The sequence below is a fragment of the Streptomyces sp. SD15 genome, from assembly GCF_054462255.1.
Genome location: NZ_JBTLMO010000055.1, coordinates 1 through 25738 on the forward strand (window position 1 = coordinate 1; position 25738 = coordinate 25738).

General features: G+C 69.9%; 28 protein-coding genes and 2 pseudogenes. 16 read left to right on the forward strand and 14 right to left on the reverse strand.

Annotated features, from left to right (window positions below):
- The 4 genes from ACX28W_RS36160 to ACX28W_RS36175 form a co-directional block, all read left to right on the forward strand.
- A partial coding sequence (locus ACX28W_RS36160) for an ATP-binding protein (RefSeq protein ID WP_459004237.1) occupies positions 1-1723 on the forward strand: 1723 nt, incomplete at its 5' end.
- Positions 1720-2403 carry a response regulator gene (locus ACX28W_RS36165; RefSeq protein WP_459004238.1) on the forward strand — a complete coding sequence of 228 codons (684 nt, stop codon included), beginning with the start codon at positions 1720-1722 and terminating at the stop codon, positions 2401-2403. The genes ACX28W_RS36160 and ACX28W_RS36165, both read left to right, overlap by 4 nt.
- Positions 2404-2566: 163 nt before the next feature.
- Positions 2567-2965, forward strand: coding sequence for an OB-fold nucleic acid binding domain-containing protein (locus tag ACX28W_RS36170; RefSeq protein ID WP_459004239.1), 399 nt, complete (start codon positions 2567-2569; stop codon positions 2963-2965).
- A gap of 3 nt (positions 2966-2968) precedes the next feature.
- Positions 2969-3724 carry a DUF3159 domain-containing protein gene (locus ACX28W_RS36175; protein ID WP_459004240.1) on the forward strand — a complete coding sequence of 252 codons (756 nt, stop codon included), beginning with the start codon at positions 2969-2971 and terminating at the stop codon, positions 3722-3724.
- A gap of 345 nt (positions 3725-4069) precedes the next feature.
- On the opposite strand, the gene ACX28W_RS36180 is transcribed toward ACX28W_RS36175, so the two are convergent.
- Positions 4070-4747: a potassium channel family protein gene (locus ACX28W_RS36180; RefSeq protein WP_362081589.1), complete on the reverse strand. Its 678-nt coding sequence runs from the start codon at positions 4745-4747 to the stop codon at positions 4070-4072.
- Positions 4747-5418, reverse strand: coding sequence for a potassium channel family protein (locus ACX28W_RS36185; protein ID WP_362081586.1), 672 nt, complete (start codon positions 5416-5418; stop codon positions 4747-4749). Before ACX28W_RS36185 ends, ACX28W_RS36180 begins: the two co-directional genes overlap by 1 nt.
- 446 nt (positions 5419-5864) lie before the next feature.
- On the opposite strand from ACX28W_RS36185, the gene ACX28W_RS36190 reads away from it, so the two are divergent.
- Both ACX28W_RS36190 and ACX28W_RS36195 read left to right on the forward strand, forming a co-directional pair.
- Complete coding sequence (locus tag ACX28W_RS36190; protein ID WP_459004241.1) at positions 5865-7913, forward strand: APC family permease; 2049 nt, start codon at positions 5865-5867, stop codon at positions 7911-7913.
- Between the two features lie 74 nt (positions 7914-7987).
- Positions 7988-9316, forward strand: coding sequence for a class I SAM-dependent RNA methyltransferase (locus tag ACX28W_RS36195; RefSeq protein ID WP_459004242.1), 1329 nt, complete (start codon positions 7988-7990; stop codon positions 9314-9316).
- A 627-nt stretch (positions 9317-9943) separates the two neighbouring features.
- Here ACX28W_RS36195 and ACX28W_RS36200 read toward each other — a convergent pair.
- From ACX28W_RS36200 to ACX28W_RS36215, 4 genes are read right to left on the reverse strand one after another with little or no spacing between them, the layout of a single operon-like run.
- Positions 9944-10756, reverse strand: coding sequence for a hypothetical protein (locus tag ACX28W_RS36200; protein WP_459004243.1), 813 nt, complete (start codon positions 10754-10756; stop codon positions 9944-9946).
- 37 nt (positions 10757-10793) lie between these two features.
- Entirely contained in the window at positions 10794-11798 is a 1005-nt protein-coding gene (gene trxB, locus ACX28W_RS36205; protein WP_459004244.1) for a thioredoxin-disulfide reductase, read from the reverse strand.
- A gap of 5 nt (positions 11799-11803) precedes the next feature.
- A complete protein-coding gene (locus ACX28W_RS36210) occupies positions 11804-12223 on the reverse strand; it encodes an arsenate reductase ArsC (protein ID WP_459004245.1) in 420 nt (139 codons plus the stop codon).
- A gap of 48 nt (positions 12224-12271) precedes the next feature.
- A complete protein-coding gene (locus tag ACX28W_RS36215; protein WP_459004246.1) occupies positions 12272-12907 on the reverse strand; it encodes an arsenate-mycothiol transferase ArsC in 636 nt (211 codons plus the stop codon).
- Between the two features lie 103 nt (positions 12908-13010).
- Here ACX28W_RS36215 and ACX28W_RS36220 point away from each other — a divergent pair, with 103 nt between their 5' ends.
- From ACX28W_RS36220 to ACX28W_RS36230, 3 genes are read left to right on the forward strand one after another with little or no spacing between them, the layout of a single operon-like run.
- The gene (locus ACX28W_RS36220; protein ID WP_459004247.1) at positions 13011-13325 is read left to right on the forward strand and encodes an ArsR/SmtB family transcription factor; all 315 of its coding nucleotides are present in this window, start codon (positions 13011-13013) and stop codon (positions 13323-13325) included.
- 36 nt (positions 13326-13361) lie between these two features.
- Positions 13362-14153, forward strand: coding sequence for an aquaporin (locus ACX28W_RS36225; RefSeq protein ID WP_459004248.1), 792 nt, complete (start codon positions 13362-13364; stop codon positions 14151-14153).
- Positions 14150-15205 carry an ArsO family NAD(P)H-dependent flavin-containing monooxygenase gene (locus ACX28W_RS36230; protein WP_459004249.1) on the forward strand — a complete coding sequence of 352 codons (1056 nt, stop codon included), beginning with the start codon at positions 14150-14152 and terminating at the stop codon, positions 15203-15205. The genes ACX28W_RS36225 and ACX28W_RS36230 overlap by 4 nt, the downstream gene beginning before the upstream one ends.
- Positions 15206-15324: 119 nt before the next feature.
- Here ACX28W_RS36230 and ACX28W_RS36235 read toward each other — a convergent pair whose 3' ends face one another.
- From ACX28W_RS36235 to ACX28W_RS36245, 3 genes are all read right to left on the reverse strand, one after another.
- Positions 15325-16110, reverse strand: coding sequence for a sulfite exporter TauE/SafE family protein (locus ACX28W_RS36235; protein WP_459004250.1), 786 nt, complete (start codon positions 16108-16110; stop codon positions 15325-15327).
- A gap of 76 nt (positions 16111-16186) precedes the next feature.
- Positions 16187-16906, reverse strand: a complete 720-nt coding sequence (locus ACX28W_RS36240) for a cation transporter (protein ID WP_459004251.1) — start codon at positions 16904-16906, stop codon at positions 16187-16189.
- Complete coding sequence (locus ACX28W_RS36245) at positions 16906-17241, reverse strand: ArsR/SmtB family transcription factor (protein ID WP_459004252.1); 336 nt, start codon at positions 17239-17241, stop codon at positions 16906-16908. Before ACX28W_RS36245 ends, ACX28W_RS36240 begins: the two co-directional genes overlap by 1 nt.
- Positions 17242-17299: 58 nt before the next feature.
- Between ACX28W_RS36245 and ACX28W_RS36250 the strand changes: the two genes are divergently transcribed.
- Positions 17300-17953, forward strand: a complete 654-nt coding sequence (locus ACX28W_RS36250) for a class I SAM-dependent methyltransferase (protein WP_459004253.1) — start codon at positions 17300-17302, stop codon at positions 17951-17953.
- A 9-nt stretch (positions 17954-17962) separates the two neighbouring features.
- Here ACX28W_RS36250 and ACX28W_RS36255 read toward each other — a convergent pair whose 3' ends face one another.
- A complete protein-coding gene (locus ACX28W_RS36255) occupies positions 17963-18391 on the reverse strand; it encodes a GNAT family N-acetyltransferase (protein ID WP_459004254.1) in 429 nt (142 codons plus the stop codon).
- Between the two features lie 154 nt (positions 18392-18545).
- A complete protein-coding gene (locus ACX28W_RS36260; RefSeq protein ID WP_459004255.1) occupies positions 18546-18923 on the reverse strand; it encodes an ArsR/SmtB family transcription factor in 378 nt (125 codons plus the stop codon).
- Positions 18924-18961: 38 nt separating this feature from the next.
- Here ACX28W_RS36260 and ACX28W_RS36265 point away from each other — a divergent pair, with 38 nt between their 5' ends.
- Both ACX28W_RS36265 and ACX28W_RS36270 read left to right on the forward strand, forming a co-directional pair.
- On the forward strand, positions 18962-19366 hold the full coding sequence (locus ACX28W_RS36265; protein WP_459004256.1) for an ArsR/SmtB family transcription factor: 405 nt from the start codon (positions 18962-18964) through the stop codon (positions 19364-19366).
- Entirely contained in the window at positions 19363-20382 is a 1020-nt protein-coding gene (locus ACX28W_RS36270) for an MFS transporter (protein ID WP_459004257.1), read from the forward strand. Before ACX28W_RS36265 ends, ACX28W_RS36270 begins: the two co-directional genes overlap by 4 nt.
- 568 nt (positions 20383-20950) lie before the next feature.
- Here the strand turns inward: ACX28W_RS36270 and ACX28W_RS36275 are convergent.
- Positions 20951-21673: pseudogene (locus ACX28W_RS36275) on the reverse strand (flavin-containing monooxygenase); the annotation flags it as partial.
- Between ACX28W_RS36275 and ACX28W_RS36280 the strand changes: the two are divergent.
- The 4 genes from ACX28W_RS36280 to ACX28W_RS36295 are packed head-to-tail and all read left to right on the forward strand — an operon-like array spanning position 21596 to position 24882.
- A complete protein-coding gene (locus tag ACX28W_RS36280; protein WP_459004258.1) occupies positions 21596-22960 on the forward strand; it encodes an NAD(P)-binding domain-containing protein in 1365 nt (454 codons plus the stop codon). The pseudogene ACX28W_RS36275 and the gene ACX28W_RS36280 overlap by 78 nt on opposite strands.
- A 28-nt stretch (positions 22961-22988) precedes the next feature.
- A complete protein-coding gene (locus tag ACX28W_RS36285) occupies positions 22989-23456 on the forward strand; it encodes an ArsI/CadI family heavy metal resistance metalloenzyme (protein WP_459004259.1) in 468 nt (155 codons plus the stop codon).
- A 7-nt stretch (positions 23457-23463) separates the two neighbouring features.
- The gene (locus ACX28W_RS36290; protein WP_459004260.1) at positions 23464-24672 is read left to right on the forward strand and encodes an MFS transporter; all 1209 of its coding nucleotides are present in this window, start codon (positions 23464-23466) and stop codon (positions 24670-24672) included.
- Between the two features lie 27 nt (positions 24673-24699).
- Positions 24700-24882, forward strand: coding sequence for a hypothetical protein (locus ACX28W_RS36295; RefSeq protein WP_459004261.1), 183 nt, complete (start codon positions 24700-24702; stop codon positions 24880-24882).
- A gap of 13 nt (positions 24883-24895) precedes the next feature.
- On the opposite strand, the pseudogene ACX28W_RS36300 reads toward ACX28W_RS36295, so the two are convergent.
- Together ACX28W_RS36300 and ACX28W_RS36305 are read right to left on the reverse strand one after the other, a co-directional pair.
- Positions 24896-25407 (reverse strand): annotated as a pseudogene (locus ACX28W_RS36300) (DUF6879 family protein).
- Positions 25385-25615 carry a hypothetical protein gene (locus tag ACX28W_RS36305; protein ID WP_459004262.1) on the reverse strand — a complete coding sequence of 77 codons (231 nt, stop codon included), beginning with the start codon at positions 25613-25615 and terminating at the stop codon, positions 25385-25387. Before ACX28W_RS36305 ends, ACX28W_RS36300 begins: the two are co-directional and overlap by 23 nt.
- Positions 25616-25738: the final 123 nt, after the last annotated feature.

Sequence of the window (25738 nt, forward strand, 5' to 3'; positions counted from 1 at the left end):
GCCCAAGGAACTCGCCGTCCAGCGCACCCTGGTCGAGGACCTCGGCGGCACCTTCCACCACGTCATAGGCGAAGACATCCCCTCGGCCCTGCTGGACTTCGCGCGCGGTGTCAACGCCACGCAGATCGTCCTCGGCTCCTCGCGCCGCAAGACCTGGCAGTACATCTTCGGACCGGGCGTCGGCACCACCGTCGCCCGCGAGTCCGGTCCCGACCTCGACGTCCACATCGTCACCCACGAAGAGGTCGCCAAGGGGCGGGGTCTGCCGGTCGCGCGGGGTGCGCGGCTGGGCAGGTCCCGGATCATCTGGGGCTGGCTGGTCGGGCTGGCCGGCCCGATCGTCCTGGCGCTGCTGCTGAACACCGTCGATCTCGGTCTCGCCAACGACATGCTGCTGTTCCTGACGGTGACGGTGGCGGCGGCCCTGCTCGGCGGGCTCTACCCGGCGCTGGCCTCGGCGGCCTTCGGCTCACTGCTGCTGAACTACTACTACACGCCACCGCTGCACCGGCTGACGATCGCCGACCCGAAGAACATCGTCGCCATCGCGATCTTCGTCGGTGTCGCCGTCTCGGTGGCCTCGGTGGTGGACCTGGCGGCCCGCCGCACCCACCAGGCGGCACGGCTGCGCGCCGAGTCGGAGATCCTCTCCTTCCTCGCGGGCAGTGTGCTGCGCGGCGACACCAGTCTGGAGGCCCTGCTGGAGCGGGTCCGCGAGACGTTCGCGATGGAGTCGGTGGCGCTGCTGGAGCGGGAGAGCGACGTCGACCCGTGGACCTGCGCGGGCAGCGTGGGCCCCCGCCCGTGCGTCCGCCCCGAGAACGCCGACGTGGACATGCCGGTCGGCGACAACATGGCCCTCGCCCTGTCCGGCCGGGTGCTGCCCGCCTCCGACCGCCGGGTCCTGGCCGCGTTCGCCGCCCAGGCCGCGGTGGTCCTGGACCGCCAGCGCCTCCAGTTCGAGGCCGACCAGGCCAAGGAGCTGGCCGAGGGCAACCGCATCCGTACGGCGCTGCTGGCCGCCGTCAGCCACGACCTGCGTACCCCGCTGGCCGGCATCAAGGCGTCGGTGTCGTCTCTCCGTTCGGACGACGTGGAGTGGTCGGAGGAGGACCAGGCGGAGCTCCTGAAGGCGATCGAGGAGGGCGCCGACCGCCTCGATCACCTGGTGGGCAACCTCCTGGACATGTCCCGCCTGCAGACCGGCACGGTCACCCCGTTGATCCGCGAGATCGACCTCGACGAGGTGGTCCCGATGGCGCTCGGCGGCGTACCCGAGGACAGCGTCGAGCTGGACATTCCGGAAAGTCTGCCGATGGTCGCCGTCGACGCGGGGCTGCTGGAGCGCTCGGTCGCCAACCTCGTCGAGAACGCCGTCAAGTACAGCCCCGCCGAAGAACGGGTCCTGGTGTCGGCGAGCGCCATGGCCGAACGGGTGGAGGTACGGGTCGTGGACCGCGGCCCGGGTGTCCCGGACGAGGCCAAGGAACGTATCTTCGCCCCCTTCCAGCGATACGGTGACGCTCCGCGCGGCGCCGGCGTGGGCCTCGGTCTCGCGGTCGCCCGCGGCTTCACCGAGGCCATGGGCGGCACCCTCAACGCGGAGGACACCCCCGGCGGCGGACTCACCATGGTCCTCACGGTCCGGGCGGTGGACGGCCGGCCCGGCCTGGCCACGACAACAGACCTGGCCACGGCAACAGCAGAAAGGCAGGCTTCATGACCAGGGTCCTCGTGGTCGACGACGAACCGCAGATCACCCGAGCCCTCGTGATCAACCTGAAGGCACGCAAGTACGAGGTCGACGCGGCCCCCGACGGCGCCACCGCGCTCCAGCTCGCCGCCGCCCGGCATCCCGACGTCGTCGTCCTCGACCTCGGGCTGCCCGACATGGACGGCGTCGAGGTGATCAAGGGGCTGCGCGGCTGGACCCGGGTGCCCATCCTGGTGCTCTCCGCCCGGCACTCCTCCGACGAGAAGGTCGAGGCGCTCGACGCGGGCGCCGACGACTACGTCACCAAGCCCTTCGGGATGGACGAGCTGCTGGCCCGGCTGCGCGCCGCCGTCCGCCGCGCGGAGCCCACGCGGGAGGGCGAGGACGACGTCGTTGTGGACACCGAGGACTTCACCGTCGACCTGGCGGCCAAGAAGGTCCACCGCGCCGGACGCGATGTCCGTCTGACCCCCACGGAGTGGCACCTCCTGGAGGTCCTGGTGCGCAACACGGGGCGCCTGGTCAGCCAGAAGCAGCTGCTCCAGGAGGTGTGGGGGCCGTCGTACGGCACGGAGACGAACTACCTGAGGGTCTACATGGCGCAGCTGCGCCGCAAGCTGGAGGTGGACCCCTCGCATCCGCGGCACTTCATCACAGAGCCGGGGATGGGGTATCGGTTCGAGAGGTGAGCCGGGAGTCGGCCGGGGGGCCGGGGGTTGTCCCCCGGGGGATGCAGCATCACAGAGCCTGGGATGGGGTATCGGTTCGAGAGGTGAGCCGGGGCGTCGTCGCCGGTTCAAGCGGGGGCGTCGGGGGTACGTCGTTGGCGGCGCACCCCGGTACGCTTTCGGTATGAGTGCTGTTCCTCGTTCCGAAAAGCCGGCGGGCCGGTTCCGGCGCATGATGGACCGGCTCTCCTCGTCCCGGGAGGACCTGGAGTCCGAGGAGCTGCGGGAGGACGCCGAGACCGCGGGCTGTACGCGGATAGGCGACTGCCACGACCGACAGATCGTCACGGTTACTGGTACCTTGCGCACGGTCACTCTGCGGCCGCGCGCCGGCGTCCCGGCCCTGGAGGCCGAGCTGTTCGACGGCTCGGCGGCGCTGGATGTGGTCTGGCTCGGCCGACGTTCCATCGTCGGCATCGAACCCGGGCGCAAGTTGATCGCATCGGGCCGCGTTTCGATGAGCCGGGGCCGTAGGGTGCTGTTCAATCCGAAGTACGAACTCAGACCGCTTGGACGGGAGTAGCCGGTGACGTCGCTCGACAAGCCGACCCAAGACGCCCAGCAGGATGCGAGGGCGGTGACCGAGGCGGCGCTCTTCGAGGCGTTCGGCGGCGTGCGGGGCATGGTCGAGACGGTGCTGCCCGGCCTCCTCTTCGTCACCATCTTCACGATCAACAAGAACCTGCACTGGGCGGCGATCGCCGCCCTCGGGGTGTCCCTGTTGCTCGTCGTGGTGCGCCTCGTGATGCGTGACACCGTCAAGCACGCCTTCAGCGGCGTCTTCGGCGTCGCGTTCGGCGTGGTCTTCGCGATGATGACGGGCAACGCGAAGGACTTCTATCTGCCGGGCATGCTCTACACGCTCGGCCTGGCCATCGCCTACATCGTCACGACCCTCGCGGGCGTCCCCCTGATCGGCCTGATACTCGGCCCGGTCTTCAAGGAGAACCTCTCCTGGCGCACCCGTAACCCCGGCCGCAAGAAGGCCTACGCGAAGGCCAGCTGGGCCTGGGGCCTGATCCTGCTCGCCAAGTGCGCGATCCTCTTCCCGCTCTACTGGTGGGCCGACACCACTCAACTGGGCTGGGTCCTGATCGCCTTGAAGATCCCGCCCTTCCTGCTTGCCGTCTGGCTCACCTGGGTGTTCCTGGCGAAGGCACCGCACCCCATCGACGTGTTCGCGGAGATGGAGGCCGAGGAGCAGGCCGAGAAGGAGCGCAAGGCCGCCCTCGCGTCGGAGGACGCCGAGGCCACGGCCGGGCGTCACCGCCGGGACGCGTAGTTTCCCGTACGACGTTGGGGGCGCCCGGAGATCTCCGGGCGCCCCCAATGTCGTATTCCCTGGAAGGGATGGCCGGGTGCGTGCGTCGGCGTCAGAATCCCGGCCAAGGAACCAGGACACGGAGGCCGTCATGGAGGGTGTTCTGCGGGACACGTGGATCGGGGCGTTGCTGCCGACCGGCGTTGGTCTGCCCTTCGCGCTGCCGTATCGCCCGGTGCGGGACGGTCTTCGGTGGGGAAGCCCTTGCCGTCGGACCGCGGTCGCACCGCGGTCGGACCGCCGTCAGCATTGAAGCCTCCGCGGGACTGCCCGCGGAGGCTTCACTGTCAGGGCTGACAGCGGGGCTCAGCCCGTCGCGTCCTCGCGGCGGACCGAGAGCAGGTCCTCCAGCTGTTCCTCGCGGGCCTGGGCCGCCACGAAGAGGAGTTCGTCGCCCGCCTCCAGGGAGTCCTCCTGGGAGGGGGTGAGGACCCGGGTGCCGCGGATGATCGTCACCAGGGACGTGTCCTCGGGCCACTCGACGTCGCCCACCTGTGTGCCGGCCAGGGCCGACTCCGGCGGGAGCGTCAGCTCGACCAGGTTCGCGTCGCCGTGGCTGAAGCGGAGCAGCCGGACCAGGTCGCCGACGCTGACGGCCTCCTCGACGAGGGCCGACATCAGGCGCGGGGTGGAGACGGCGACGTCGACGCCCCAGGCCTCGTTGAACAGCCACTCGTTCTTGGGGTTGTTGACGCGGGCGACGACCCGCGGGACCCCGTACTCGGTCTTCGCGAGCAGCGAGACGACCAGGTTGACCTTGTCGTCACCGGTGGCCGCGATGACCACGTTGCAGCGCTGCAGCGCAGCCTCGTCCAGGGACGTGATCTCGCAGGCGTCGGCGAGCAGCCACTCCGCCTGCGGGACGCGCTCGACCGAGATGGCGGTCGGCGCCTTGTCGACCAGCAGGACCTCGTGCCCGTTCTCCAGCAGTTCGCCCGCGATCGAGCGGCCCACGGCGCCGGCACCGGCAATGGCGACCCTCATCAGTGACCGCCTTCTTCTTCAGGTCCCTCGGCGAACGACGCCTCGACCTTCTCGACGTCGTCCGTGCGCATCATCACGTGCACCAGATCGCCCTCCTGCAGCACCGTCTGCGAGGTGGGCAGCATCGCCTCCCCCAGCCGGGTGAGGAAGGCCACGCGCACGCCGGTCTCGTCCTGAAGGCGGCTGATCTTGTGGCCGACCCAGGCCGAGGAGGCGTGCACCTCGGCGAGCTGCACCCCGCCGGTGGGGTCGCGCCACAGCGGCTCGGCGCCCGAGGGCAGCAGACGCCGCAGCATCTGGTCCGCCGTCCAGCGGACGGTGGCGACGGTCGGGATACCGAGGCGCTGGTAGACCTCGGCGCGGCGCGGGTCGTAGATGCGGGCCGCGACGTTCTCGATGCCGAACATCTCGCGGGCCACCCGGGCGGCGATGATGTTCGAGTTGTCACCGCTGGAGACTGCGGCGAAGGCGCCGGCGTCCTCGATGCCCGCCTCGCGCAGGGTGTCCTGGTCGAAGCCGACTCCGGTGACACGACGGCCGCCGAACCCGGAGCCCAGTCGTCGGAAGGCGGTGGGGTCCTGATCGATCACAGCGACCGTATGCCCCTGTTGCTCCAGGGTCTGGGCGAGAGCGGAACCTACTCTTCCGCAGCCCATGATGACGATGTGCACGACCGTCCTTCCGAATGTAAATGGTTACGGCTCAGGCTGAACAGGGTCTCAGACCGTCGCCCAAGCTACACACACGCGGTCCGCCGGGGGCACCCCTGTGCACGCTCGCCTGCGGGTTCTCAGAGATGGGCGATCAGCGGCGGCTGATGCTGCGCACGCTGAGAAGAGTCAGGACTGCGAGGCCGACGAGTCCGGCGGCGGCGCCGATGAGCTCCGCGGTCGCATGCATAGAACCTCCAGGACGGTACGGGGGTGGACTTTTGTCATATAGGCACGTGGATCTCCACGACTGCGGAATCCGCAGCGGGACCCGTCCCGGATTTCACCCGGAGAGCAGATGGAGAGCGGTCGCAGAGCGGACGGAGGGCGCGCTCGAGCCGCGCTCGCGGAGCGGGTGTGCGGCGGCGGGTGGGCTACCACCCGTTCGAACGCTTACGATCCTGTGCGTGTCCAAACTGACCGACGTGCCCAAACGGATCCTGATCGGGCGCGCACTGCGCAGTGATCGGCTCGGAGAAACACTCCTGCCGAAGCGCATCGCACTCCCCGTCTTCGCCTCCGACCCGCTCTCCTCCGTGGCCTACGCACCCGGAGAAGTGCTCCTGGTCCTTTCCATCGCGGGCGTGTCGGCCTACCACTTCAGCCCCTGGATCGCGGTCGCGGTCGTCGTACTGATGTTCACGGTCGTGGCGTCGTACCGGCAGAACGTGCACGCGTATCCGAGCGGCGGCGGCGACTACGAGGTGGCGAACACCAACCTCGGTCCCCGGGCCGGCCTCACCGTCGCCAGCGCGCTGCTCGTCGACTACGTCCTCACCGTCGCCGTGTCGATCTCGTCCGGCATCGAGAACCTCGGCTCCGCGATCCCGTTCGTGATCGAACACAAGGTGCCGTGCGCGGTCGCCGTCATCGTGCTCCTCACGCTGATGAACCTGCGCGGGGTGAAGGAGTCCGGGAAGCTCTTCGCGATTCCGACGTACGTCTTCGTGGCGGGCGTCTTCATCATGATCGCGTGGGGCGCCTTCCGTGGGCTCGTCCTCGACGACACCATGAAGGCGCCGACCGCCGACTTCCACATCGAGGCCGAGCACCAGGGCCTCGCGGGCTTCGCGCTCGTCTTCCTGCTGCTGCGCGCCTTTTCCTCGGGCTGCGCGGCGCTCACCGGCGTCGAGGCCATCTCCAACGGCGTCCCCGCCTTCCGCAAGCCCAAGTCGAAGAACGCGGCGACCACGCTCGCGATGATGGGCCTGCTTGCCGTCACCATGTTCTGCGGGATCATCGCGCTGGCCATGATGACGAAGGTCCGGATGGCCGAGAACCCGGCCGTCGACCTGATCCACAACGGCGTGGCTGTCGGCTCCGGCTATGTCCAGAATCCGGTGATCTCACAGGTCGCCGAGGCGGTCTTCGGCAAGGGCAGCTTCCTGTTCATCGTGCTGGCCGCCGCCACCGCGCTCGTCCTGTTCCTCGCCGCGAACACCGCGTACAACGGCTTCCCGCTGCTCGGCTCGATCCTCGCCCAGGACCGCTACCTCCCGCGCCAGCTGCACACCCGCGGCGACCGTCTGGCCTTCTCGAACGGCATCGTGCTGCTCGCGCTCGCGGCCGCGCTGCTCGTCTGGGTCTACGGCGCCGACTCGACCAAGCTCATCCAGCTCTACATCGTCGGCGTGTTCGTCTCCTTCACGCTCAGCCAGACCGGCATGGTCCGGCACTGGAACCGCCATCTGCGCACGGAGAAGGACCCGGCCAAGCGCCGCCACATGGTCCGCTCCCGGGCGATCAACACCTTCGGCGCCTTCTTCACCGGCCTGGTGCTGGTCGTCGTACTCGTCACGAAGTTCACCCACGGTGCCTGGGTCGCGCTGCTCGGCATGGTGATCTTCTACGCGACGATGAGCGCGATCCGTAAGCACTACGACCGGGTCTCCGAGGAACTCGCCGCCCCCGAGGGCCCGTCCGACGACAGCGTCCGCCCCTCCCGCGTGCACTCCGTCGTACTGATCTCCAAGATCCACCGTCCGACACTGCGCGCCCTCGCCTACGCCAAACTGATGCGCTCCGACACCCTCGAGGCGCTCAGCGTCAACGTCGACCCGGCCGAGACGAAAGCCCTGCGCGAGGAGTGGGAGCGGCGCGGCATCGACGTACCGCTGAAGGTCCTCGATTCGCCGTACCGCGAGATCACGCGCCCCGTCATCGAGTACGTGAAGGGCCTGCGCCGGGAGTCCCCGCGCGACGCGGTGTCGGTCATCATCCCCGAATACGTGGTCGGCCACTGGTACGAGCACCTGCTGCACAACCAGAGCGCACTGCGGCTCAAGGGCCGACTGCTCTTCACACCCGGCGTGATGGTGACCTCCGTGCCCTATCAGCTGGAGTCCTCCGAGGCCGCGAAGCAGCGGGCCGGCAGGCGGCAGGACTGGAGCGCGCCGGGTGCGGTGCGCCGTGGACCGGCGGAGGAGCGTCCCAAGGAGCCCAGCGCGAAGAACTGACGACGTCGGGGAGCACGTAGACTGGTGGGCTGTTGTCCGGCCGTTCCCCCTTTCTCATCTGGAGTCACCCCGCCATGCAGGCAGAACCGAAGAAATCGCTGGTGGGGGAGGAGTACGAGGTCGAGATCGGCCCCGTGGCCCATGGGGGGCACTGCATCGCCCGTACGACCGAGGGCCAGGTGCTCTTCGTCCGGCACACCCTGCCCGGCGAGCGCGTCGTGGCGCGTGTGACGGACGGCGAGGAGGGCGCGCGCTTCCTGCGGGCCGACGCCGTCGAGATCCTGGACGCGTCGAAGGACCGCGTCGAGGCCCCCTGCCCCTATGCGGGTCCCGGCCGCTGCGGCGGCTGCGACTGGCAGCACGCCAAGCCGGGGGCGCAGCGCCGCCTCAAGGGCGAGGTCATCGCCGAGCAGCTGCAGCGGCTCGCGGGCCTCACACCCGAGGAAGCGGGCTGGGACGGCACCGTGATGCCGGCCGAGGGCGACAAGCTGCCGGCGGGTGTGGTGCCGCAGTGGCGCACGCGCGTGCAGTACGCGGTGGACGCCGACGGCAACGCCGGTCTGCGCCGCCATCGCTCGCACGAGGTCGAGCCGATCGAGCACTGCATGATCGCGGCACCGGGCGTCAGCGAGCTGGGCATCGAGCAGCGTGACTGGTCCGGCATGGAGTCGATCGAGGCGATCGCGGCGACGGGGTCGCAGGACCGCATGGTGATCCTGGAGCCCAAGCCCGGCGCCCGCCTGCCCCTTGTCGAGCTCGACAAGCCCGTCTCCGTCATGCGTGTCGAGGAGAAGGACGGCGGCATCCACCGCGTCCACGGCCGCGCGTTCGTGCGCGAGCGCGCCGACGGACGTACGCACCGCGTCGGCAGCGGCGGCTTCTGGCAGGTCCACCCGATGGCCGCCGACACTCTGGTCAAGGCCGTCATGCAGGGCCTGCTGCCGCGCAAGGGCGAGATGGCACTCGACCTGTACTGCGGTGTCGGCCTCTTCGCGGGCGCCCTCGCGGACCGTCTCGGCGACAAGGGCGCGGTGCTCGGTATCGAGTCCGGCAAACGCGCGGTCGAGGACGCCCGGCACAACTGCGCCGACTTCGACCGCGTCCGCATCGAGCAGGGCAAGGTCGAGGCGGTCCTCCCGCGCACCGGCATCACCGAGGTCGACCTGATCGTCCTCGACCCGCCCCGCGCCGGCGCCGGCAAGAAGACGGTCGAACACCTGTCGTCCTTGGGCGCCCGCCGTATCGCCTACGTGGCCTGCGATCCCGCTGCGCTGGCCCGCGATCTGGCGTACTTCCGCGATGGTGGGTACAAGGTGCGGACGCTGCGGGCGTTCGATCTGTTTCCGATGACGCATCACGTGGAGTGTGTCGCGATCCTTGAACCGGCCGCGAAGGGGTCCTGACCTGCGGTTTTGCGTGTGTGCTTTATGCGCGGTGTGGGCGTTACGGGCGATATCTTGACGCTGAAATGGCGCTCGTGACGCTCATTTGACGCTCGTTCTGATGGTGCGTCAGGCATGTTGGGATGCTGGTCAGACCGCCTGCAGTGGCGGGGGAATGGGTGGCTCTTCAGCGAAAAGGGCCCCCAGCGTCGGCCGGTGAATGGCACGTGCTGGAGCGCAGGTCAGCCAGATCAGCACGGCGTGCAGCACGCTGGTTCTGGCGAGCGCCAGCCGCGTGGTGACGGAGGTCCGTCCGCCCTGACTGCATGTCTGTCTGGGGCTGACGGACACGGTGGCGTCTGCGCTGCCATCGTTCCCGGAGGCTGCGAAGGATTGGCGCGGCGGACCGACCTCGCCACGTTGGAGCCCTGGATGACGACGCCACTCGCTCAAGCCAAGAGATCCAAGAGTCCCCAATAGCCCCTCTTGTGAGCCGACGTACGTCCATCCTGGGGGCATGGGCATGACTCAGGCCGAACCCTTGTTGGCGCCGCAAAGCACGTCGAAGATCACGGCGGTGACGCGGCGCGACATCGTTCACCGAGTGAACAGGCCGACGCCTCCATCGGTGGGGGCGGAAGTGCCGGCTCAGCGGTGGCAGGTGGCCCGCTCCTTGAAGAGGTCGAAGCCGCGCTGCATCATCGCGACCGCTCGGTCCGTCGCCCACCACAGGACCTGGGGGGAGCTTGTGATCTGCGTGAGGTTCACGCGCCCCTGGGTGTCGATGATGTTGCGCTCCAGGATGCTCAAGGTGCCGTAGACGTCGCCGTGCGCCAGCGAACTGCAGCTGCTCCATACGATCTCGGCCTGATCAGCCCCCATCGTGGTCTGCGCCCCGGCTTCGCGGACGATGTCCTTGTAGTCCGGGGATCGCAGCGCCTTCTTGGCGTCGCCGGGATCGGTGCCAGCGGCCACCACCAGGTCGGTCAACTGTTGCCTGCGCTCATCCGACGGACGCTGCGGCTGCTGCTTCAACAGCTCCAGCATGTGGTCGGAGTGGCGGTACTCGCCGGCTTGGAGGGAGAGGCGCTGCTGGACGCGTACGAGGCGGTTGGCGGGCGCGAGCAACCACACCGCTCGGGCGCTGTTCTCGAACGCTCCCCGCAGGAGCGAGCACTGCGCGTGCGTGTGCAGGGTGAGCGGAAGGTTGGTTCCCTGCTGCTCGCCCACGAGCGAGGAGCGGTAACAGTGCAGGTGGTCGACGGCGACGCTGAGGGCGTTCCAGGCGTTGTGTGACACCTGGTGGGGATCGGTCTTGGCGTCGTCCCCGGCGAGGGCGCTGCCCGGTTGGACTTCCCAGCCCTTGGAGTTGGACTGGGTGAGGGCCTCGTACGACTTGGCGTCTTCCAGCAGGGCCAGGATCTTTCTGAGGTATTGATCTTCATCTGGAGCAGTTGTCACGGATTGAGATTAGGCGCGAAGGTAGCAGGTTCGCCGGTCAGATGGTGAGTGCCTCTTCCTGGGCGGCGGTGTCCTGACCGTCCGCAAGGGCCGCGAGGTACCGCTCGGCGTCCAGTGCGGCCGCGCAGCCACTGGCGGCGGCAGTGATGGCCTGGCGGTAGGTGTGGTCGACGACGTCGCCGGCGCCGAAGACGCCCGGGATGTTCGTACGGGTCGACGGTGACTGCACCTTCAAGTAGCCGGCGTCGTCCAAGTCCAGCTGGCCCGCGAAGAGTTCCGTACGCGGGTTGTGGCCGATGGCGATGAACAGGCCGGTCACGTCCAGGTCGCGGGTCGTGCCGGTGAAGACGTCGCGCAGCACGACGCCGGCGAGCTTGCCGTCCGTTTCCTTGATCTCCGCGATCTCGCTGTCGAAGGCGAAGGAGATCTTGTCGTCGGCGAAGGCGCGGTTCTGCATGACCTGGGAGGCGCGCAGGGTGGAGCGGCGGTGGACGACGGTGACGGAGCGGGCGAAGCGGGTGAGGAAGGTGGCTTCTTCCATGGCGGTGTCGCCGCCGCCGACGACCACGATGTCGCGGTCGCGGAAGAAGAAGCCGTCGCAGGTGGCGCACCAGGACACGCCCCGGCCGGACAGCTCGTCCTCGCGTGGCAGGCCGAGCTTGCGGTAGCCGGAGCCGGTCGCGATGATCACCGTCTTCGCGCGGTGCACGGTGCCTGCCGTGTCGGTGACCGCCTTGATGTCGCCGGTGAGGTTGACCTCGACGATGTCGTCGTCGATCATCTCGGCGCCGAAGCGCATCGCCTGGGCCCGCATGTTCTCCATGAGGACCGGGCCGTCGATGCCCTCGGGGAAGCCGGGGAAGTTCTCGACCTCGGTGGTCGTGGTCAGTGCGCCGCCGACGAAGATCGCGCCGCCGAAGACGAGGGGCTTGAGTTCGGCGCGGGCGGTGTAGAGGGCGGCGGTGTATCCGGCGGGGCCGGAGCCGATGACGATGACCTCGCGTATGCCGTCTCTGCCGGTTCCGTCGGTTCCGTCGGTCACGGGGGTCACGCCTCCTGCTTCGCGTCGATCTCGGCGATCAGGGCCTCGATGCGCGTCTTGATCTCGTCCCGGATGGGGCGGACGGCCTCGACGCCCTTGCCCGCCGGGTCCTCCAGGGCCCAGTCGAGGTACTTCTTGCCGGGGAAGATCGGGCAGGCGTCGCCGCAGCCCATGGTGATGACGTAGTCGGACGCCTGGACGGCCTCGGTGGTCAGGATCTTCGGCTCGGCCGCGGAGATGTCGACGCCGACCTCCTTCATGGCCTCGACCGCGGACGGGTTGACCTGGTCACCGGGGATGGAGCCGGCGGAGCGGACCTCGATCCGGTCGCCCGCGAGGTGGGTGAGGAATCCGGCGGCCATCTGGGAGCGCCCGGCGTTGTGGACGCAGACGAACAGCACGGAGGTGAGCGGGCTGGAGGACATGGGTTCTTCCTTCGTAAGCGCGTCAAGAGAGTGGTGCGGATGTGGGGTTCAGGAACTCGGCAGAGAGTTGAGCAGTTCGGTGATGTGGGCGTCGATCTCGTCGCGGATGCCGCGGACGACGGCGATCGGGGCGCCCTCGGGGTCGGTGACCGGCCAGTCCAGGTAGCGGCGGCCGGGCACGATCGGGCAGGCGTCCCCACAGCCCATCGTGATGACGACGTCGGCGGCCTGCACGACCTCGTCGGTCAGCGGCTTGGGGAACGCGTCCGTGAGATCCACGCCGGCTTCCGTCAGCACCTGCGCGACGACCGGCTCGACCTCGGCAGCAGGATGCGTGCCCGCGGAGGAGACGGTGACCTGGCCTTGGGCGCGGTGGGTGAGGAGCGCCGCGGCCATCTGGGAGCGGCCGGCGTTGTGGCTGCACACGAACAGCACGCGGGGCAGGCCGCTGCCCGGGGCGCCCTGGATGTGGGCGAGCGCGTCGAGGCGCTCGGTGGCCAGGCGCTCGGTCAGCACGACCAGGTGGGTGCGGACGCGGGCGTGGTCGGCGAGACGCTCGTAGGAGTCGATGACGAGGCGCTGGATGGTCTCCGGCGAGAAGCGCCCGCGGTAGCGCAGGGCGAGGCTCGCGATGCCGGAGGCCAGGCGTTCGTCTGGCAGGACGGGGGGCGTGGATGCGGTCATGGGAAACCCCTTCGGGGGCGTGGGCCCCACGGGTGTGGGGATGCGGGTCCCAGGGCTCAGCCCAGGCTGGTATCAGCCCGGAGTGATGTGAGAGTATCAGTCCATGCTGAAGTCAGTCGACACTGATCTGATGCGGGTTCTCGCGGACCCGCTCCGCCTCCAGATCGTCACCTTGCTGGCCAGGGAGACGCTCTGCAGCACGCACCTGATCGAGGAGACGGGGGCCAAGCAGACCAACCTCTCCAACCATCTGAAGGTGCTGCGCGAGGCCGGGGTCGTGGAGACCGAGCCCTGCGGCCGGTTCACCTACTACCGGCTCAAGCCCGACGTCATCGCCACCCTCGCGGGTGAGTTCGCCGACCTGGCGGAGACCGCGCGCGCCACCGCCGAGAACAACGTCAAGCGGTCCTGCCCCTGATCCCCGCCCTACGGCGACTGCAATGAAGGAGTCCTGTTGACCGCCACCGAGGCCGCCGAGCATGACAGAGTTGGGGAGGCCGCCATAGCCTCCGTCGCTCCCGGGCATGAGCCCCAGCCCGCGCCGGGTGCCACCCCGCCCCGTACCCCGCTGACTTCCCGGGCCGCGGCCGAACTGCTCGGCACCGCTCTCCTGGTCGCCGTCGTGGTCGGCTCCGGCATCCAGGCGACCGAGCTGACGCAGGACGTCGGGGTGCAGTTGCTGGCCAACTCGATCGCCACCGTCTTCGGGCTCGGCATCCTGATCCTGCTGCTCGGCCCGGTGTCGGGCGCGCACTTCAACCCGGTGGTCACGCTGGCCGAGTGGTGGACGGCCCGACGGGGCGGCGACGGTGTCACGACTCGTGAGGTCGCGGTGTACGTCCCCGCACAGGTCGTCGGTGCGATCGCGGGCGCGATCCTGGCGGACGCGATGTTCGGCAAGCCCTTGGTGGAGTGGTCGACACACGACCGCTCGGCCGGCCATCTGCTGCTGGGCGAGGTGGTGGCCACTGCTGGGCTGATCCTGCTGATCTTCGGCCTGGCCCGCACGAATCAGCTGCGGTTCGCGCCGGTGGCCGTGGCCTCGTACATCGGCGCCGCCTACTGGTTCACGTCCTCCACGTCCTTCGCCAACCCGGCGGTGACGATCGGCCGTACCTTCAGCGACACGTTCGCGGGCATCGCGCCGGGCTCGCTGCTGGGCTTCATCGGAGCTCAACTCGTGGGCGGGGTCGTCGGTCTGGCGCTGGTGGCGCTCATCTTCGTGCATGGCCGGTCCGCTGAATGACCCGTAGTACGCAGGTGGTGGTGATCGGCGGCGGCCAGTCCGGCCTCGCCGCCGGTTACCACCTGCGCCGCCTCGGCATCGACTTCGTCATCCTCGACGCCCAGGCGGCGGCGGGGGGTGCCTGGCAGCACACGTGGGACTCGCTCCACCTCTTCTCGCCTGCGGCTTTCTCCTCTCTGCCGGGACGGCTCATGCCGCCGCAGGCGGGGGAGGAATACCCGGATGCCGAGCACGTGGTGGCGTATCTGCGGGACTACGAGAAGCGTTACGAGCTGCCGATCGAGCGACCGGTGCGGGTGGCAGGCGTGCACCGGGACGGTGAACTCCTGTGCGTGGAGACCGACTCCGGCACCTGGCACGCCCGCGCCGTGATCAGCGCGACCGGCACGTGGTGGCGCCCTTTCCTCCCCGCCGTTCCAGGGCGCGGGGTGTTCGAGGGGCGTCAGCTGCACACGGTGGAGTACCGCAGCCCGCGTGACTTCGCCGGGCAGCGCGTCGTGGTTGTCGGTGGCGGCAATTCCGGTGCTCAGATCGCCGCCGACCTGGCGTACGACACCGAGCTGACCTGGGTCACCCAGCGCCCGCCCCGCTATCTGGCCGACGACATCGACGGCCGGGCCCTGTTCGACGCGGCCACCGCCCGCCGCCGCGCCCTCGACGAGGGGCGTACGGACACTGGCGGCGTGGCGTCGCTGGGCGACATCGTCGCCATACCTCCTGTGCGCGAGGCTCGGGATCAGGGCCTGCTCAAGGCGAGCCCGATGTTTGCCAGGTTGGTTCCCGGTGGCATCGAGTGGGCCGACGGCACCCGTGCCGAGGCCGACACGATCATCTGGTGCACGGGCTTCCGGCCCGCGCTGTCCCACCTGGCCCCGCTCCAACTCCGCGGCAGACGAGGCCACATCACCACTGAGGGCACCCGCGCAATGGACGAGCCGTGCCTGCACCTGCTCGGTTACGGGGACTGGACCGGGCCCGCCTCCGCCACCCTCATCGGCGTCGGCCGTCCCGCGCGCGAGGCAGCCAGGGAGATCGCCGGCCTGCTCGCGTAGGGCACCGGCCGCATGCATGCGGCGACCGGGGCCGAGCGGTCCCACCGGCAGGCGCGCGAGTCCGTCGGATCCTCCGGGGCCAGACCCGGAGGCCGTGTGGGGCTCGCCTGCGCTGGGGCTCAGCTCAGGGTCTGGGCGGCGTACAGGGCGCCGAGGACGGTGGCGAGGGTGCCGAGCAGGAGGCGTAGGGCTCGTTCGGGCAGGCGGGGCTGGAGGCGGGCGCCGAGGTAGCCGCCGATGAGTCCGCCGGTGCCGCAGGCGAGGCCCAGCCACCAGTCGGGGGCGACGTCTCCGCTGCTGGCGAGGGACAGCAGCGTGTAGGCGGCGGCGCCGACGAGAGAGGTGGCGAAGGTGGCGGCGAGCGCGGCCGGGGCGACGCGGGCGACGGGCAGGCCGTGCCCGACGAGGATCGGGCCGAGCAGGGAGCCGCCGCCGATGCCGTAGATGCCGCCGACGACGCCGACCGCCAGGGCGAGGGCGGTGAGGTTGCGTGGCGGCAACTCGCCCGCGGGCGGCGGATGATGGCGGGCCGGGGTGAGGGCGCGCAGGGACAGCCACAGGCCGAGCGGCAGCAGCAGGGTGGCGATCAGGAGCCGGAAGACGTCCGGGCCGGGGAGGGCGAAGACGCGCACGGCGGCGCCGAGGACGACGCCGGGCAGCGTGCCCAGCACCAGGCGCCGGGTGAGGTCACCGCGCAGGGCGCCGTCGTGGCGGTAGCGCCACAGGGCGCCGGGGCCGGCGACGACGTTGAACAGCAGGTTGGTCGGGGTGACAGCCGGGTTGGGTACGCCGAAGACGCTCAGCTGGACCGGGAGGAGGAACACGGCCCCCGACACCCCGACCGGGGCGGTCACGGTCGCGATCAGCAGCCCGGCGGCCAGCCCGCCCGGCACTGTCCAGTCCACCGTCGCCCCCGCCCGTCGCCTGATTGGTCAGTATCAGTGTGTCGAGCGGCCGTGGGTCTCTCCCGCAACACGATGTTCACGAGCAGCAGGTGCAGCCGGGTCGGCAGCCGCACGCGTCCGCGAGCGCGTCATCGTGCGACGGGGTGGGAGCGGGTGCGGTTGTCGGGGCGCAGCAGCCTTTGCCCTGCCAGGCGTCGCGTCCTTCCTTGGCTGCGATGACGGCGATGGCCAGGGCGGCCACGGGATCGGCCCAGGACCAGCCGAGGGTGGCGTTGAGGAGCAGGCCGATCAGGAGGACGGCCGAGAGGTAGGTGCACAGCAGGGTCTGTTTGGAGTCGGCGACCGCGGAGGCGGACCCGAGTTCACGTCCGGCACGCCGCTGAGCCGCTGACAGGAACGGCATCACCGCCAGGGAGAGGGCGGCGAGGACGATGCCGGGGATGGAACGTTCGGCGTCGCCGGTTGCGGTCAGGGCACGGACGGCGTCGACGGCGACGTAGACGGCGAGAGCGAAGAACGACACCGCGATGATCCGCAACGTGGTCTGCTCACGGGCTTCGCGTGCGGCGTGCTCACGGGCGGAGAACTGCCAGGCGACCGCGGCGGCGGAGGAGACCTCGATGACGGAGTCCAGGCCGAAGCCGATCAGGGCGGTGGACGAGGCGAGGGTGCCGGCGGTGAGGGCGACGGCCGCCTCGATGACGTTGTAGGTGATGGTCGCGGCGACCAGCAGCCGTATCCGACGGGCCAGCGCATCACGGCGGGCCGGGGAAGGCCCGAGGGATATCGCGGTCATCAGCAGCAGCCCTTCGACTCCGCGTCCGGACAGGTCTTGTCCGCCTCCACCGCGACCACCGCGGCACGCAGATCGTCCAGGGCGTGGCCGAGGCGTTCGTCGGCGAGTTCATAGCGGGTACGGCGGCCGTCGGGCGCGGTGACGACCAGGCCGCAGTCCCGCAGGCAGGCCAGGTGGTTGGAGAGCCGGGTGCGGGAGATGCCGAGAGCATCGGCGAGATCGGCCGGGTAGGCGGGGGCCTGGCGCAGGGCGAGGAGGATCCGGCAGCGGATGGGGTCGGCGAGCGCGCGGCCGAAGCGGGCCAGCACGTCGATGTCGGAGGTAACGGTCAGCACATCATGAGAGAGTACAGTGAATCCTGAATTCAGGAAATGGTGGACTGTGCTGGCGTGCATGACGGACGACGGGCGGGACCTGGCCGAGGTGCAGCGGGCGCACTGGCAGGAGACGTACACCGCCCATCCGGGCATGTACGGGGAGGAGCCGTCGGCCGCAGCTGTCCATGCCGCTGGTGTCTTCCGTGCGGCCGGGGCTCGTGATGTGGTCGAGCTCGGCGCCGGCCATGGCCGCGACGCCCTCTACCTCGCCCGTGAGGGCTTCACCGTCCGGGCCACCGACTTCTCCGCCACCGGCCTTGACCAGCTGCGGGACGCGGCCCGGCAGCAGGGGGTGGCCGACCGTGTAACCGTCGCCGTGCACGACGTCCGCGACCCGCTGCCCCTGCCGGACGCCTCGGTGGACGCGGTGTTCGCGCACATGCTGCTGTGCATGGCCCTGTCCACGAAACAGATTCACGCCGTCGTCGGCGAGATCGGCCGGGTGCTGCGGCCTGGCGGCATCTTCGTCTACACCGTCCGTCACACCGGCGACGCGCACTACGGCGCCGGCATCGACCACGGTGACGACATCCACGAGCACGGCGGCTTCGCTGTGCACTTCTTCGACCACGTCCTTGCCGACGGCTGGACCCTGAACGAGGTCCATGCCTTCGAGGAGGGAGACTTGCCGCGCCGTCTGTGGCGCGTCACCCAGACTCTGTCCCGCTGAAGGGTGAGCTCAGGCGCCCATCACCCGGTACATGCCGATCGAGTCGTGCGCGGCGGTGTCGGTGAAGCCGAACTTCTCATAGAGGAAGCGTGCGGGCCCGTCCGCGATGAGCGAGACGTAGGCGGTGGCGGGCGCCCGGCGCTCCAACTCCTCGGTGAGTGTGGCCATGATGCGTCTGCCGAGGCCGCGGCCCTGGTGGGCGTGGTGTACGCAGATGTCGACGATCTGGAACGCGGTGCCGCCGTCGCCGATGATCCGCCCCATGCCGATGGGCTCCTCCTCGCGGTGGAGGACCACTCCGTGCCACGTGTTGGGCAGGGCGAGCGCGACCGCTTTGGGGGCCTTGTCCGAGAGGCCGGCGTCGGTGCGCAGGCGACGATAGATCTCGATGGACGGCACACCCACGGTCAGCCGGTAAGCGTCGTCGAGGTTGGTCATGTCCGGCCTCCGCGTGGTCGCCGCTGAGCTGCGCCTCGAAACAGTTGTGCAGGGCGTCGACCAGCGAGGGTTCGTCGATGTCGTAGGTGAGGATGTTGGTGAAAACGCTCGGGCGCTGCACACTCGCATGGAGGCCGAGCAGGGGCGCGAGGGCTCAGGCCGCGACCGAGGCGTTCGTCAGCAGCTTGCCCATCGCGGCGAGCACTGACGGCTCGACGCGGTAGTACACCCAGGTGCCGCGTCGCTCGGAACTGAGCAGGCCGGCTTCCTTGAGCTTCTTCAGGTGGTGGGAGACGGTCGGCTGGGACACGCCGACGTCGGAGATGTCGCACACGCACGCCTCGCCGCCCTCATGTGAGGCCACGGCCGAGAACAGCCGCAGCCGCACCGGGTCGCCGAGCGCCTTGAACATCCGCGCCGTCTGCTCGGCCTCGTCGGCCGTCAGCGGTCGTTCGGTGAGCGGCGGGCAGCACGGCGCCACGGCCTCGGGGACCTCGGGTTCCAGCAACGGCAGCACCTTCGTATTTGACATGCATCTATGTTGACACATGTCGAACCAGTGAGCGAGGGGTGGCGACGGTATCGCATCCCGAGGTAATCGATTATCGTCGATTATCGATGAGAGACTTTCTGGAACGTTCCGAGGCCGAGCGGTACGCGAGCTGGTTCAAGGCGCTGGCCGACGCCACGCGCATTCAGATCGTCACGCTGCTGGCGCGCAGCGGTGAGCCCATGACGGTGGGGCAGATCGTCGAGGCCGTGGAGGTGGGGCAGTCGACGGTCTCGCATCACCTCAAAGGGCTGGCGGAGGTGGGCTTCGTGCTGGTCGAGCGGAAGGGTGCGTCCAGTTGGTACCGGCTGAACGAGGAGTGCGTCCACGCTTTTCCCTCGGCGGCCGATGTCGTCATGGGGCGCCCCGCGCCGGCCCGAAACGCAAACGGTGGGGCGCGGGGGCGCCGGCGTAGCGAGCCATGAGCACTGGCGTCGGGCAGGCGGAGTGGGCGCCGATGCGTTCGGGGGCGGTCTATGTCCTGTTGCTGGGGCTGGGCGCGCTGGATGCGGCCGGGTACAGCCTGATCGCGCTGGTGCTCCCTGGCCTGGCCGCGCAGACCGGGGCCAGTGCCACGGTGCTGGGGATGCTGGTCGCGGCGTTCCCGCTGGGGATGGTCGCGGGCTTCGCACTGGGCGGGGTCGTCATCCAGCGCAGTAGCCCGGCACGACTACTGGCGGTGGGATTGTCGCTGGTTGCGGCGGGCAGCCTGGGGTTCGTCTTCGGCGCGGATCTGGTCGCCTTCGTCTTCTCCCGGCTGGTGATGGGACTGGGCTCCGGGTGTCTGTGGCTGGGGATCACCTTCGCCACCCTGGCTGCCTGGCCGGGGCAGGAGTGCCTGTGCATGAGCCGCATCTACGCCGCCTACTCCGCCGGTGGCCTACTGGGCCCGCTGCTCGGGGCGATCCATGGGGTGCGCGGCCCCTTCGTCGCCTACCTCGTAGTCATCGCCTTCGCCGTGCTGGCGCTCGGCACGCTCGAAGGGGTGCTGCCGCTCCACTTCGGCACGAAATTGGGCCAGTCCCGGATCGGGGTGCTGTATGCGGCGACGTCGGTCGTGGTGGCGGTCGCGGGAGCGGTGGCGGCCCGGTGGCCGCCGCGGGCGATGCTGCTGGTCTCCACCCTGCTGGTGGTCAGCGGCTTCGCGCTCGCCGGGTCCAGTACGGCCGTACCCGTGTGGATCGCGGCGCTCGCCGTCGCGGGGGCGGGTATCGGGCTGGCCAACACCGGAGCGACCGGTGCGCTCCTCGACGCCGTACCCCCGCAGCGCATCATGACGGCCATGGTGCTGTGGTCCCAGATCGGCATTTTGGGCTACCTGGCTGCTCCCCTGATCGGCGGCCCCGTAGCCGATGCCTTCGGCTACGGGGCGGTCGCCGCTGTTGTCGCGTTGATGGCCATGGGAGCAGCCGCGACGCTCGCCCGGTCCAACCGGTCATGAACCGCCGGCTCCGCACCGCCGCTTCTGCCTTGAGGGTGCCTTCTGGAGGTGTCCAGACCTCAGTCGGCTCGGCCCGCTTCACCGAGGCGGGCCAGGTGGGCCGCGACCCGCCGCGCTGTCCGGACGGCGTCCCGGCCCACTCCGCGCAGGGAGTTCGAGGACAGGCTGCGCTGCCACTCAAGGCCGACATGCCCTCGCGGTGGCGAGGGCGCCCGGATGCGTCGAGGGCGCCGAGCGGGGCGAGGTAGTCCAGGTCGGGCCGGTAGCCGGTGGCCAGCAGGATCGTGTCGACCTCCTCAGCGCTGCCGTCGGACCAGATGACCTTGGATTCGCTGATGCCGATGAACAGCGGGCGCCTGTCCGGTCGTCCGACGGCGACAGCGGCGCTGTATTGGCCGTCGTCGATGACCAGCTGGGTCGGCGGGGTGCGCAGGAACCGGCCGATGGGCAGCGTGTCGAGGCCCGTGCGGGTCAACCACCAGTGCAGGTCCCGCCCCAGCATGCGCTGGCGGGCGAACCGGACTGGATGCCGCGCCGCCAGTGTCACCTGGGCCCGCTCGGCGATCTCGGCGGCGATCTGTACCGCGGAGTTCCCTGCACCGACGACCACGACGCGCTGTCCGGTGAACGGCTCGGGTACGCGGTAGTCAGCGGCGTGCAGCACCGTCCCGGCGTAGCTCTCCAGGCCCGCAAGGTCAGGGAGGTGGGGACGCCCGAAGGTGCCGGTGGCCGCGACCACGGCGCGTGCCTCCAGCCGGCTGCCGCCCTCCAGGTTCAGCCGGAACACGCCGTCGCCATAGCCGACTTCGCGCACGCGCGTGCGGGTGCGGACGTCGGCGTCCAGCTGGTAGCCGTGCCGCTGGGGATAGGCGATCACCTCGTCCCGGTGCGGATAGCGATCCCGGTCTCCGCCGAACGGCAACCCCGGCAGCGAGCTGTATCCGGCGGGAGAGAAGAGCGTGAGGCTGTCGTAGTAGTGCGGCCACGATCCGGCGGGCAGATCGGACGCCTCCAGAACCACCGGTTCCAACCCTTGTCGGCGCAGAGCATGCGCCGCGGCCAGTCCGGATTGGCCGCCCCCGATCACGGCTACGTCCATGCGTTCCATACCCAGCTCCCAGATTCGACGAATGTCTATGTTGACGTCTATCGATACAGGTGCCATGCTTGGCGGCGCAAGGGATCGACGGATGTCGAAGTAAAGGGGAATCCAGTGAACGCGCCCACCACCGACCAGCTGCCCGTCGTGGTCATCGGAGCCGGCCCGATCGGCCTGGCCGCCGCCGCCCATCTCGTCGAGCGCGGCCTTGAACCCCTGGTCCTGGAGGCCGGCTCGGCTGCGGGTGCCGCCGTGCGCGAGTGGTCGCACGTCCGCCTGTTCTCCACCTGGGGCGAGGTGATCGACCCGGCCGCGGAGAAGCTCCTGGCCCCGACCGGCTGGGTCCGCCCGGACTCCTTGACCTACCCGACCGGCGGCGACTGGGCCGAGCAGTACCTGCAGCCGCTCGCCGATGTCCTGGGCGACAAGGTCCGCTTCGGAACCCAGGTGACCGGCGTCGCCCGCGCCGGACGCGACCGGATCGTCGACTCGGGCCGCGACGAGCAGCCCTTCACCGTGCACATCGAGACCGCGGACGGCCGCGAGAAGCGGATCACCGCCCGCGCCGTCATCGACGCCTCCGGCACCTGGACCACTCCCTCCCCGATGGGCGCCGACGGCCTCCCCGCACTCGGCGAGAAGGCCGCCGCCGGCCGTATCTCCTACCGCGTCCCGGACCTCAACGACCCGGCTGTACGAGCCCGTTACGCGGGCAAGCGCACCGCCGTCGTCGGCTCCGGAGCCTCCGCCTTCACTGCCCTCGCGCTCCTCGCCGACCTCGCGAAGGAGGAAGAGGGAACCCACGCGGTGTGGATCCTGCGCCGGGGCATCGGTGCCAACACCTACGGCGGCGGCGAGGCCGACCAGCTCCCCGCCCGTGGCGCCCTCGGCCTGCGCGCCAAGGCCGCCGTCGAGGCCGGTCACGCCGGCGCGATCACCGGCTTCCGCACCCAAGCCGTCTCGTACGACGGTGACCGACTGGTCCTCGAGTCCGACGACGGCCGCCGCACGGACCCCATCGACGAGGTCATCGTCCTGACCGGTTTCCGCCCGGACCTCTCCTTCCTCTCCGAGCTCCGCCTCGGCCTCGACGAACGCCTCCAGGCACCGACGGCCCTGGCCCCGTTGATCGACCCCAACGTCCACTCCTGCGGCACGGTCTACCCGCACGGCGTGAACGAGCTCTCCCACCCCGAGCAAGGTGTCTACCTCGTAGGCATGAAGTCCTACGGCCGTGCCCCCACCTTCCTCGCCATGACCGGCTACGAGCAGGTCCGCTCCATCACCGCCGCGATCGCCGGCGACCAAGAGGCCGCCGAGCGCGTCGAGCTGACCCTCCCGGAGACCGGCGTCTGCGGCGGTGCGGGCCTGTTCGACGAGCCGGAGAACGCTGAGCAGTCCGGCGGCGGATGCTGCGCCGCCCCCGCCACACTCCAGATCGGCACCGGCGCCCCGGCCTCCACGTCCGGCGGCTGCTGAACCCCGCACCCACACCAGGAGGCTCGTCATGTCCCGCGTACAGCTCGCCCTCCGCGTCCCGGATCTCAACGCGTCCATCGCCTTCTACAGCAAGCTCTTCGGCACCGAACCCGCCAAACTCCGCGACGGCTACGCCAACTTCGCCATCGCCGAGCCCCCGCTCAAGCTTGTCCTGATCGAGGGGGCGGAGGGCGAGGCTACCCGCATGGACCATCTCGGCGTCGAGGTGGAGAGCTCCGAGGCGGTCCACGCAGCCACCGCTCGTCTGCGCGGAGAGGGCTTGGCCACCGACGTCGAGAACGACACCACCTGCTGCTACGCCCTGCAGGACAAGGTCTGGGTCCACGGGCCTGGCCAGGAGCCCTGGGAGGTGTACGTCGTCAAGGCCGACGCCGACTCCTTGGCCAAGCAGCAGGGCAGCACCTGTTGCGCCGACCCGACGGCGGCCGACACCGGCGGCGCGAAGGAACCCGTCGCCGCGAGCGGCTGTTGCTGACCGCCGAATGGCCGACCTTCACACCAGCGAGGCCGCGACCGGAACGGGGGACCGGTCGCGGTCTCGCGCCGCCCTGCCGGCCCTCTGCGCCACCCAGGTCACCAGCTGGGGCATCGTCTACTACGCCTTCCCGGTCCTGAACTTCCGCATCACGGCCGACACCGGCTGGTCGACGACTGCCACCACCGGAGCCTTCTCCGCCGCCCTGATCGTCTCTGCGCTCGCCGGGGTACCCGTCGGCCGCATCCTCGACCGCCGAGGCCCACGCGCCGTGATGACCCTCGGATCCATCCTCGGTGTCATAGCAGTGCTGGCCCTCGCGTACGCGCCCAACCTGACCGTCTTCGCCGCTGCCTGGCTGCTCGCGGGGCTGTCCATGGCGGCCACCTTCTACCAGCCGGCCTTCGCCGCCCTCACCCGCTGGTGGGGAGAGGACCGCGTCCGCGCGCTCACGATCGTCACGCTCGCCGGGGGCTTGGCCTCGACCGCCTTCGCACCCCTGACGGCAACCCTCGCCGAACACCTCAGCTGGCGCACCACATACGCCATCCTGGCGTTGATCCTCGCCACGGTCACCATCCCGGCCCATGCCCTCGGCCTGCGAGCCCCCTGGCCACCGGCCCCCACGCACCCCACCCGACAGGCCGACGACCACCGGTCGGTCGCCCGCAGCCGCCCCTTCCTGCTGCTCGCCGCCTCGCTGACGCTGAACGGCTTCGCGATGTACGCCGTCGTCATCGCCCTGGTCCCGCTGCTGACCGAACGCGGTGCGAGCCCCACGGCGGCGGCCTGGGCGCTCGGCCTCGGCGGCGCCGGCCAGACGCTGGGCCGCACCCTGTATGCCGCCCTCGCCCGTCGCACCGGCGTCACCACCCGCACGGTCACGCTGATCACGGCAGGCGGTGCAACGACCGCAGCGCTCGCCGTCGTTTCGGGGCCGTACCCGCTCCTGCTCCTCCTGGCGGTCATGGCGGGCATGGTCCGAGGCAACCTCACCCTCCTCCAGGCCACCGCGGTCACCGACCGCTGGGGCACCACCCACTACGGCCGCCTCTCCGGCCTCCTGGCCGCCCCCGTCACCATCGCCTCCGCACTGGCCCCCTTCGCGGGAGCAGCCCTCGCGGGCGAACTCGGCGGCTATCCAGCGCTCTTCGGGCTCCTTGCCGGGGTATCGGTCGTTGCCGGTGTCCTGGCCGCGGCGTCTGTCAGTCGCTGATGGGGTGGCGTAGGCAAGGAGGTGCCGATGCCGCCGACCGCCGGTGAGTGGCTACGGATGACCGGTGAAGTCGAGCGGCTGGAGAAGCTGACCGGCCTGCCCGTCCGTGATGCCCCGCGGCTTCCTGGGGAGGCCCGACCGCATCCGCCGATTGACTGCTACGCGGTCGCGCCGGCATCGGCCAACAATGATGTCATGTCGCTGCGATGATGCGTTCGGGCTGTCAGGCCGGCTGGAACTCTGCGTGCGGTGTCGCCCGCGCCCACACGGCCTCGAAGCCGACTCGCAGAGCTTTGCCATTTCCGGGTCCTCCGTGAGTTCCACCTCCATGTTCTCGCCTTCGCCGTCGAAGTGGTTGACGAGGACGAGGCTGGAGTCGAAAAGCCAGAAGTCGTTGCCCGGAAGCGCGAGGCCCGTTGCGTTGCGCCGGGAGAGCCAGCGCACGTCTTCGCCGGCGGCGATGTTCAGTCCATCCGTCACGTCGTACTCGAAGCGGATGTATTCGCTGACGGGCGTCGAAACGATCCGCGCCCGGCGCATTTCGACGCCTCGGGAGGTTGCGTCCGTGACGAGGCTCAGCCAGTCGGCCCAACGCTCGGCGGGGTCGAGCGTTTCACCGGCCTTCCAGTCGATGAAGGCCGGATCCGACTTCATGTAGGCGTCGCGCATCTCCAGATGGACGGCCGTCCTCTGGCAGTCGCGGAACAGCTCCTCAAACGTCGGGGTCCGCATCAGCCTTCTTCACCTCCAGGAAGAACTGCACCATGCGTCGGGGGATCTCCACGACCGACTCATGGCCGGGGATGTCCATCTGCGCGAGGCGCTCGAAGTCCTCCACCTTCAACCCCTGCACGAGGTAGCTGTCCTTCTCCTCGTCGAGGTAGATGGTGGGAGAGCCGCCACTGGGACTCTCCGGGTCCTTACCGAGCTTACGCAGCGCCATGATGTCCTCCTCGAACGCCGGTGACGATCTCTGTGCCAGAGCTTGCCCGTGACTGGGCTGCGGGGCGAGGAACTTGCCAGGCGTGCGGGAGTCGGCGCTACGTGGTGTTGGGTCTCGCGGTTG

Bases quoted from the DNA above. Each gene is read 5' to 3' on its own strand.
- ACX28W_RS36220 (WP_459004247.1), top strand. From the start codon at position 13,011: ATGCTGAAGTCAGTCGACACTGATCTGATGCGGGTTCTCGCGGACCCG.
- ACX28W_RS36255 (WP_459004254.1), bottom strand. From the start codon at position 18,391: ATGACCAACCTCGACGACGCTTACCGGCTGACCGTGGGTGTGCCGTCC.
- ACX28W_RS36285 (WP_459004259.1), top strand. From the start codon at position 22,989: ATGTCCCGCGTACAGCTCGCCCTCCGCGTCCCGGATCTCAACGCGTCC.
- ACX28W_RS36240 (WP_459004251.1), bottom strand. From the start codon at position 16,906: ATGACCGCGATATCCCTCGGGCCTTCCCCGGCCCGCCGTGATGCGCTG.
- ACX28W_RS36230 (WP_459004249.1), top strand. From the start codon at position 14,150: ATGACCCGTAGTACGCAGGTGGTGGTGATCGGCGGCGGCCAGTCCGGC.
- ACX28W_RS36210 (WP_459004245.1), bottom strand. From the start codon at position 12,223: ATGTCCTCCAGCCCGCTCACCTCCGTGCTGTTCGTCTGCGTCCACAAC.
- ACX28W_RS36215 (WP_459004246.1), bottom strand. From the start codon at position 12,907: ATGACCGCATCCACGCCCCCCGTCCTGCCAGACGAACGCCTGGCCTCC.
- ACX28W_RS36165 (WP_459004238.1), top strand. From the start codon at position 1,720: ATGACCAGGGTCCTCGTGGTCGACGACGAACCGCAGATCACCCGAGCC.
- ACX28W_RS36290 (WP_459004260.1), top strand. From the start codon at position 23,464: ATGGCCGACCTTCACACCAGCGAGGCCGCGACCGGAACGGGGGACCGG.
- ACX28W_RS36260 (WP_459004255.1), bottom strand. From the start codon at position 18,923: ATGTCAAATACGAAGGTGCTGCCGTTGCTGGAACCCGAGGTCCCCGAG.
- ACX28W_RS36170 (WP_459004239.1), top strand. From the start codon at position 2,567: ATGAGTGCTGTTCCTCGTTCCGAAAAGCCGGCGGGCCGGTTCCGGCGC.
- ACX28W_RS36270 (WP_459004257.1), top strand. From the start codon at position 19,363: ATGAGCACTGGCGTCGGGCAGGCGGAGTGGGCGCCGATGCGTTCGGGG.
- ACX28W_RS36305 (WP_459004262.1), bottom strand. From the start codon at position 25,615: ATGGCGCTGCGTAAGCTCGGTAAGGACCCGGAGAGTCCCAGTGGCGGC.
- ACX28W_RS36180 (WP_362081589.1), bottom strand. From the start codon at position 4,747: ATGAGGGTCGCCATTGCCGGTGCCGGCGCCGTGGGCCGCTCGATCGCG.
- ACX28W_RS36295 (WP_459004261.1), top strand. From the start codon at position 24,700: ATGCCGCCGACCGCCGGTGAGTGGCTACGGATGACCGGTGAAGTCGAG.
- ACX28W_RS36250 (WP_459004253.1), top strand. From the start codon at position 17,300: ATGACGGACGACGGGCGGGACCTGGCCGAGGTGCAGCGGGCGCACTGG.
- ACX28W_RS36195 (WP_459004242.1), top strand. From the start codon at position 7,988: ATGCAGGCAGAACCGAAGAAATCGCTGGTGGGGGAGGAGTACGAGGTC.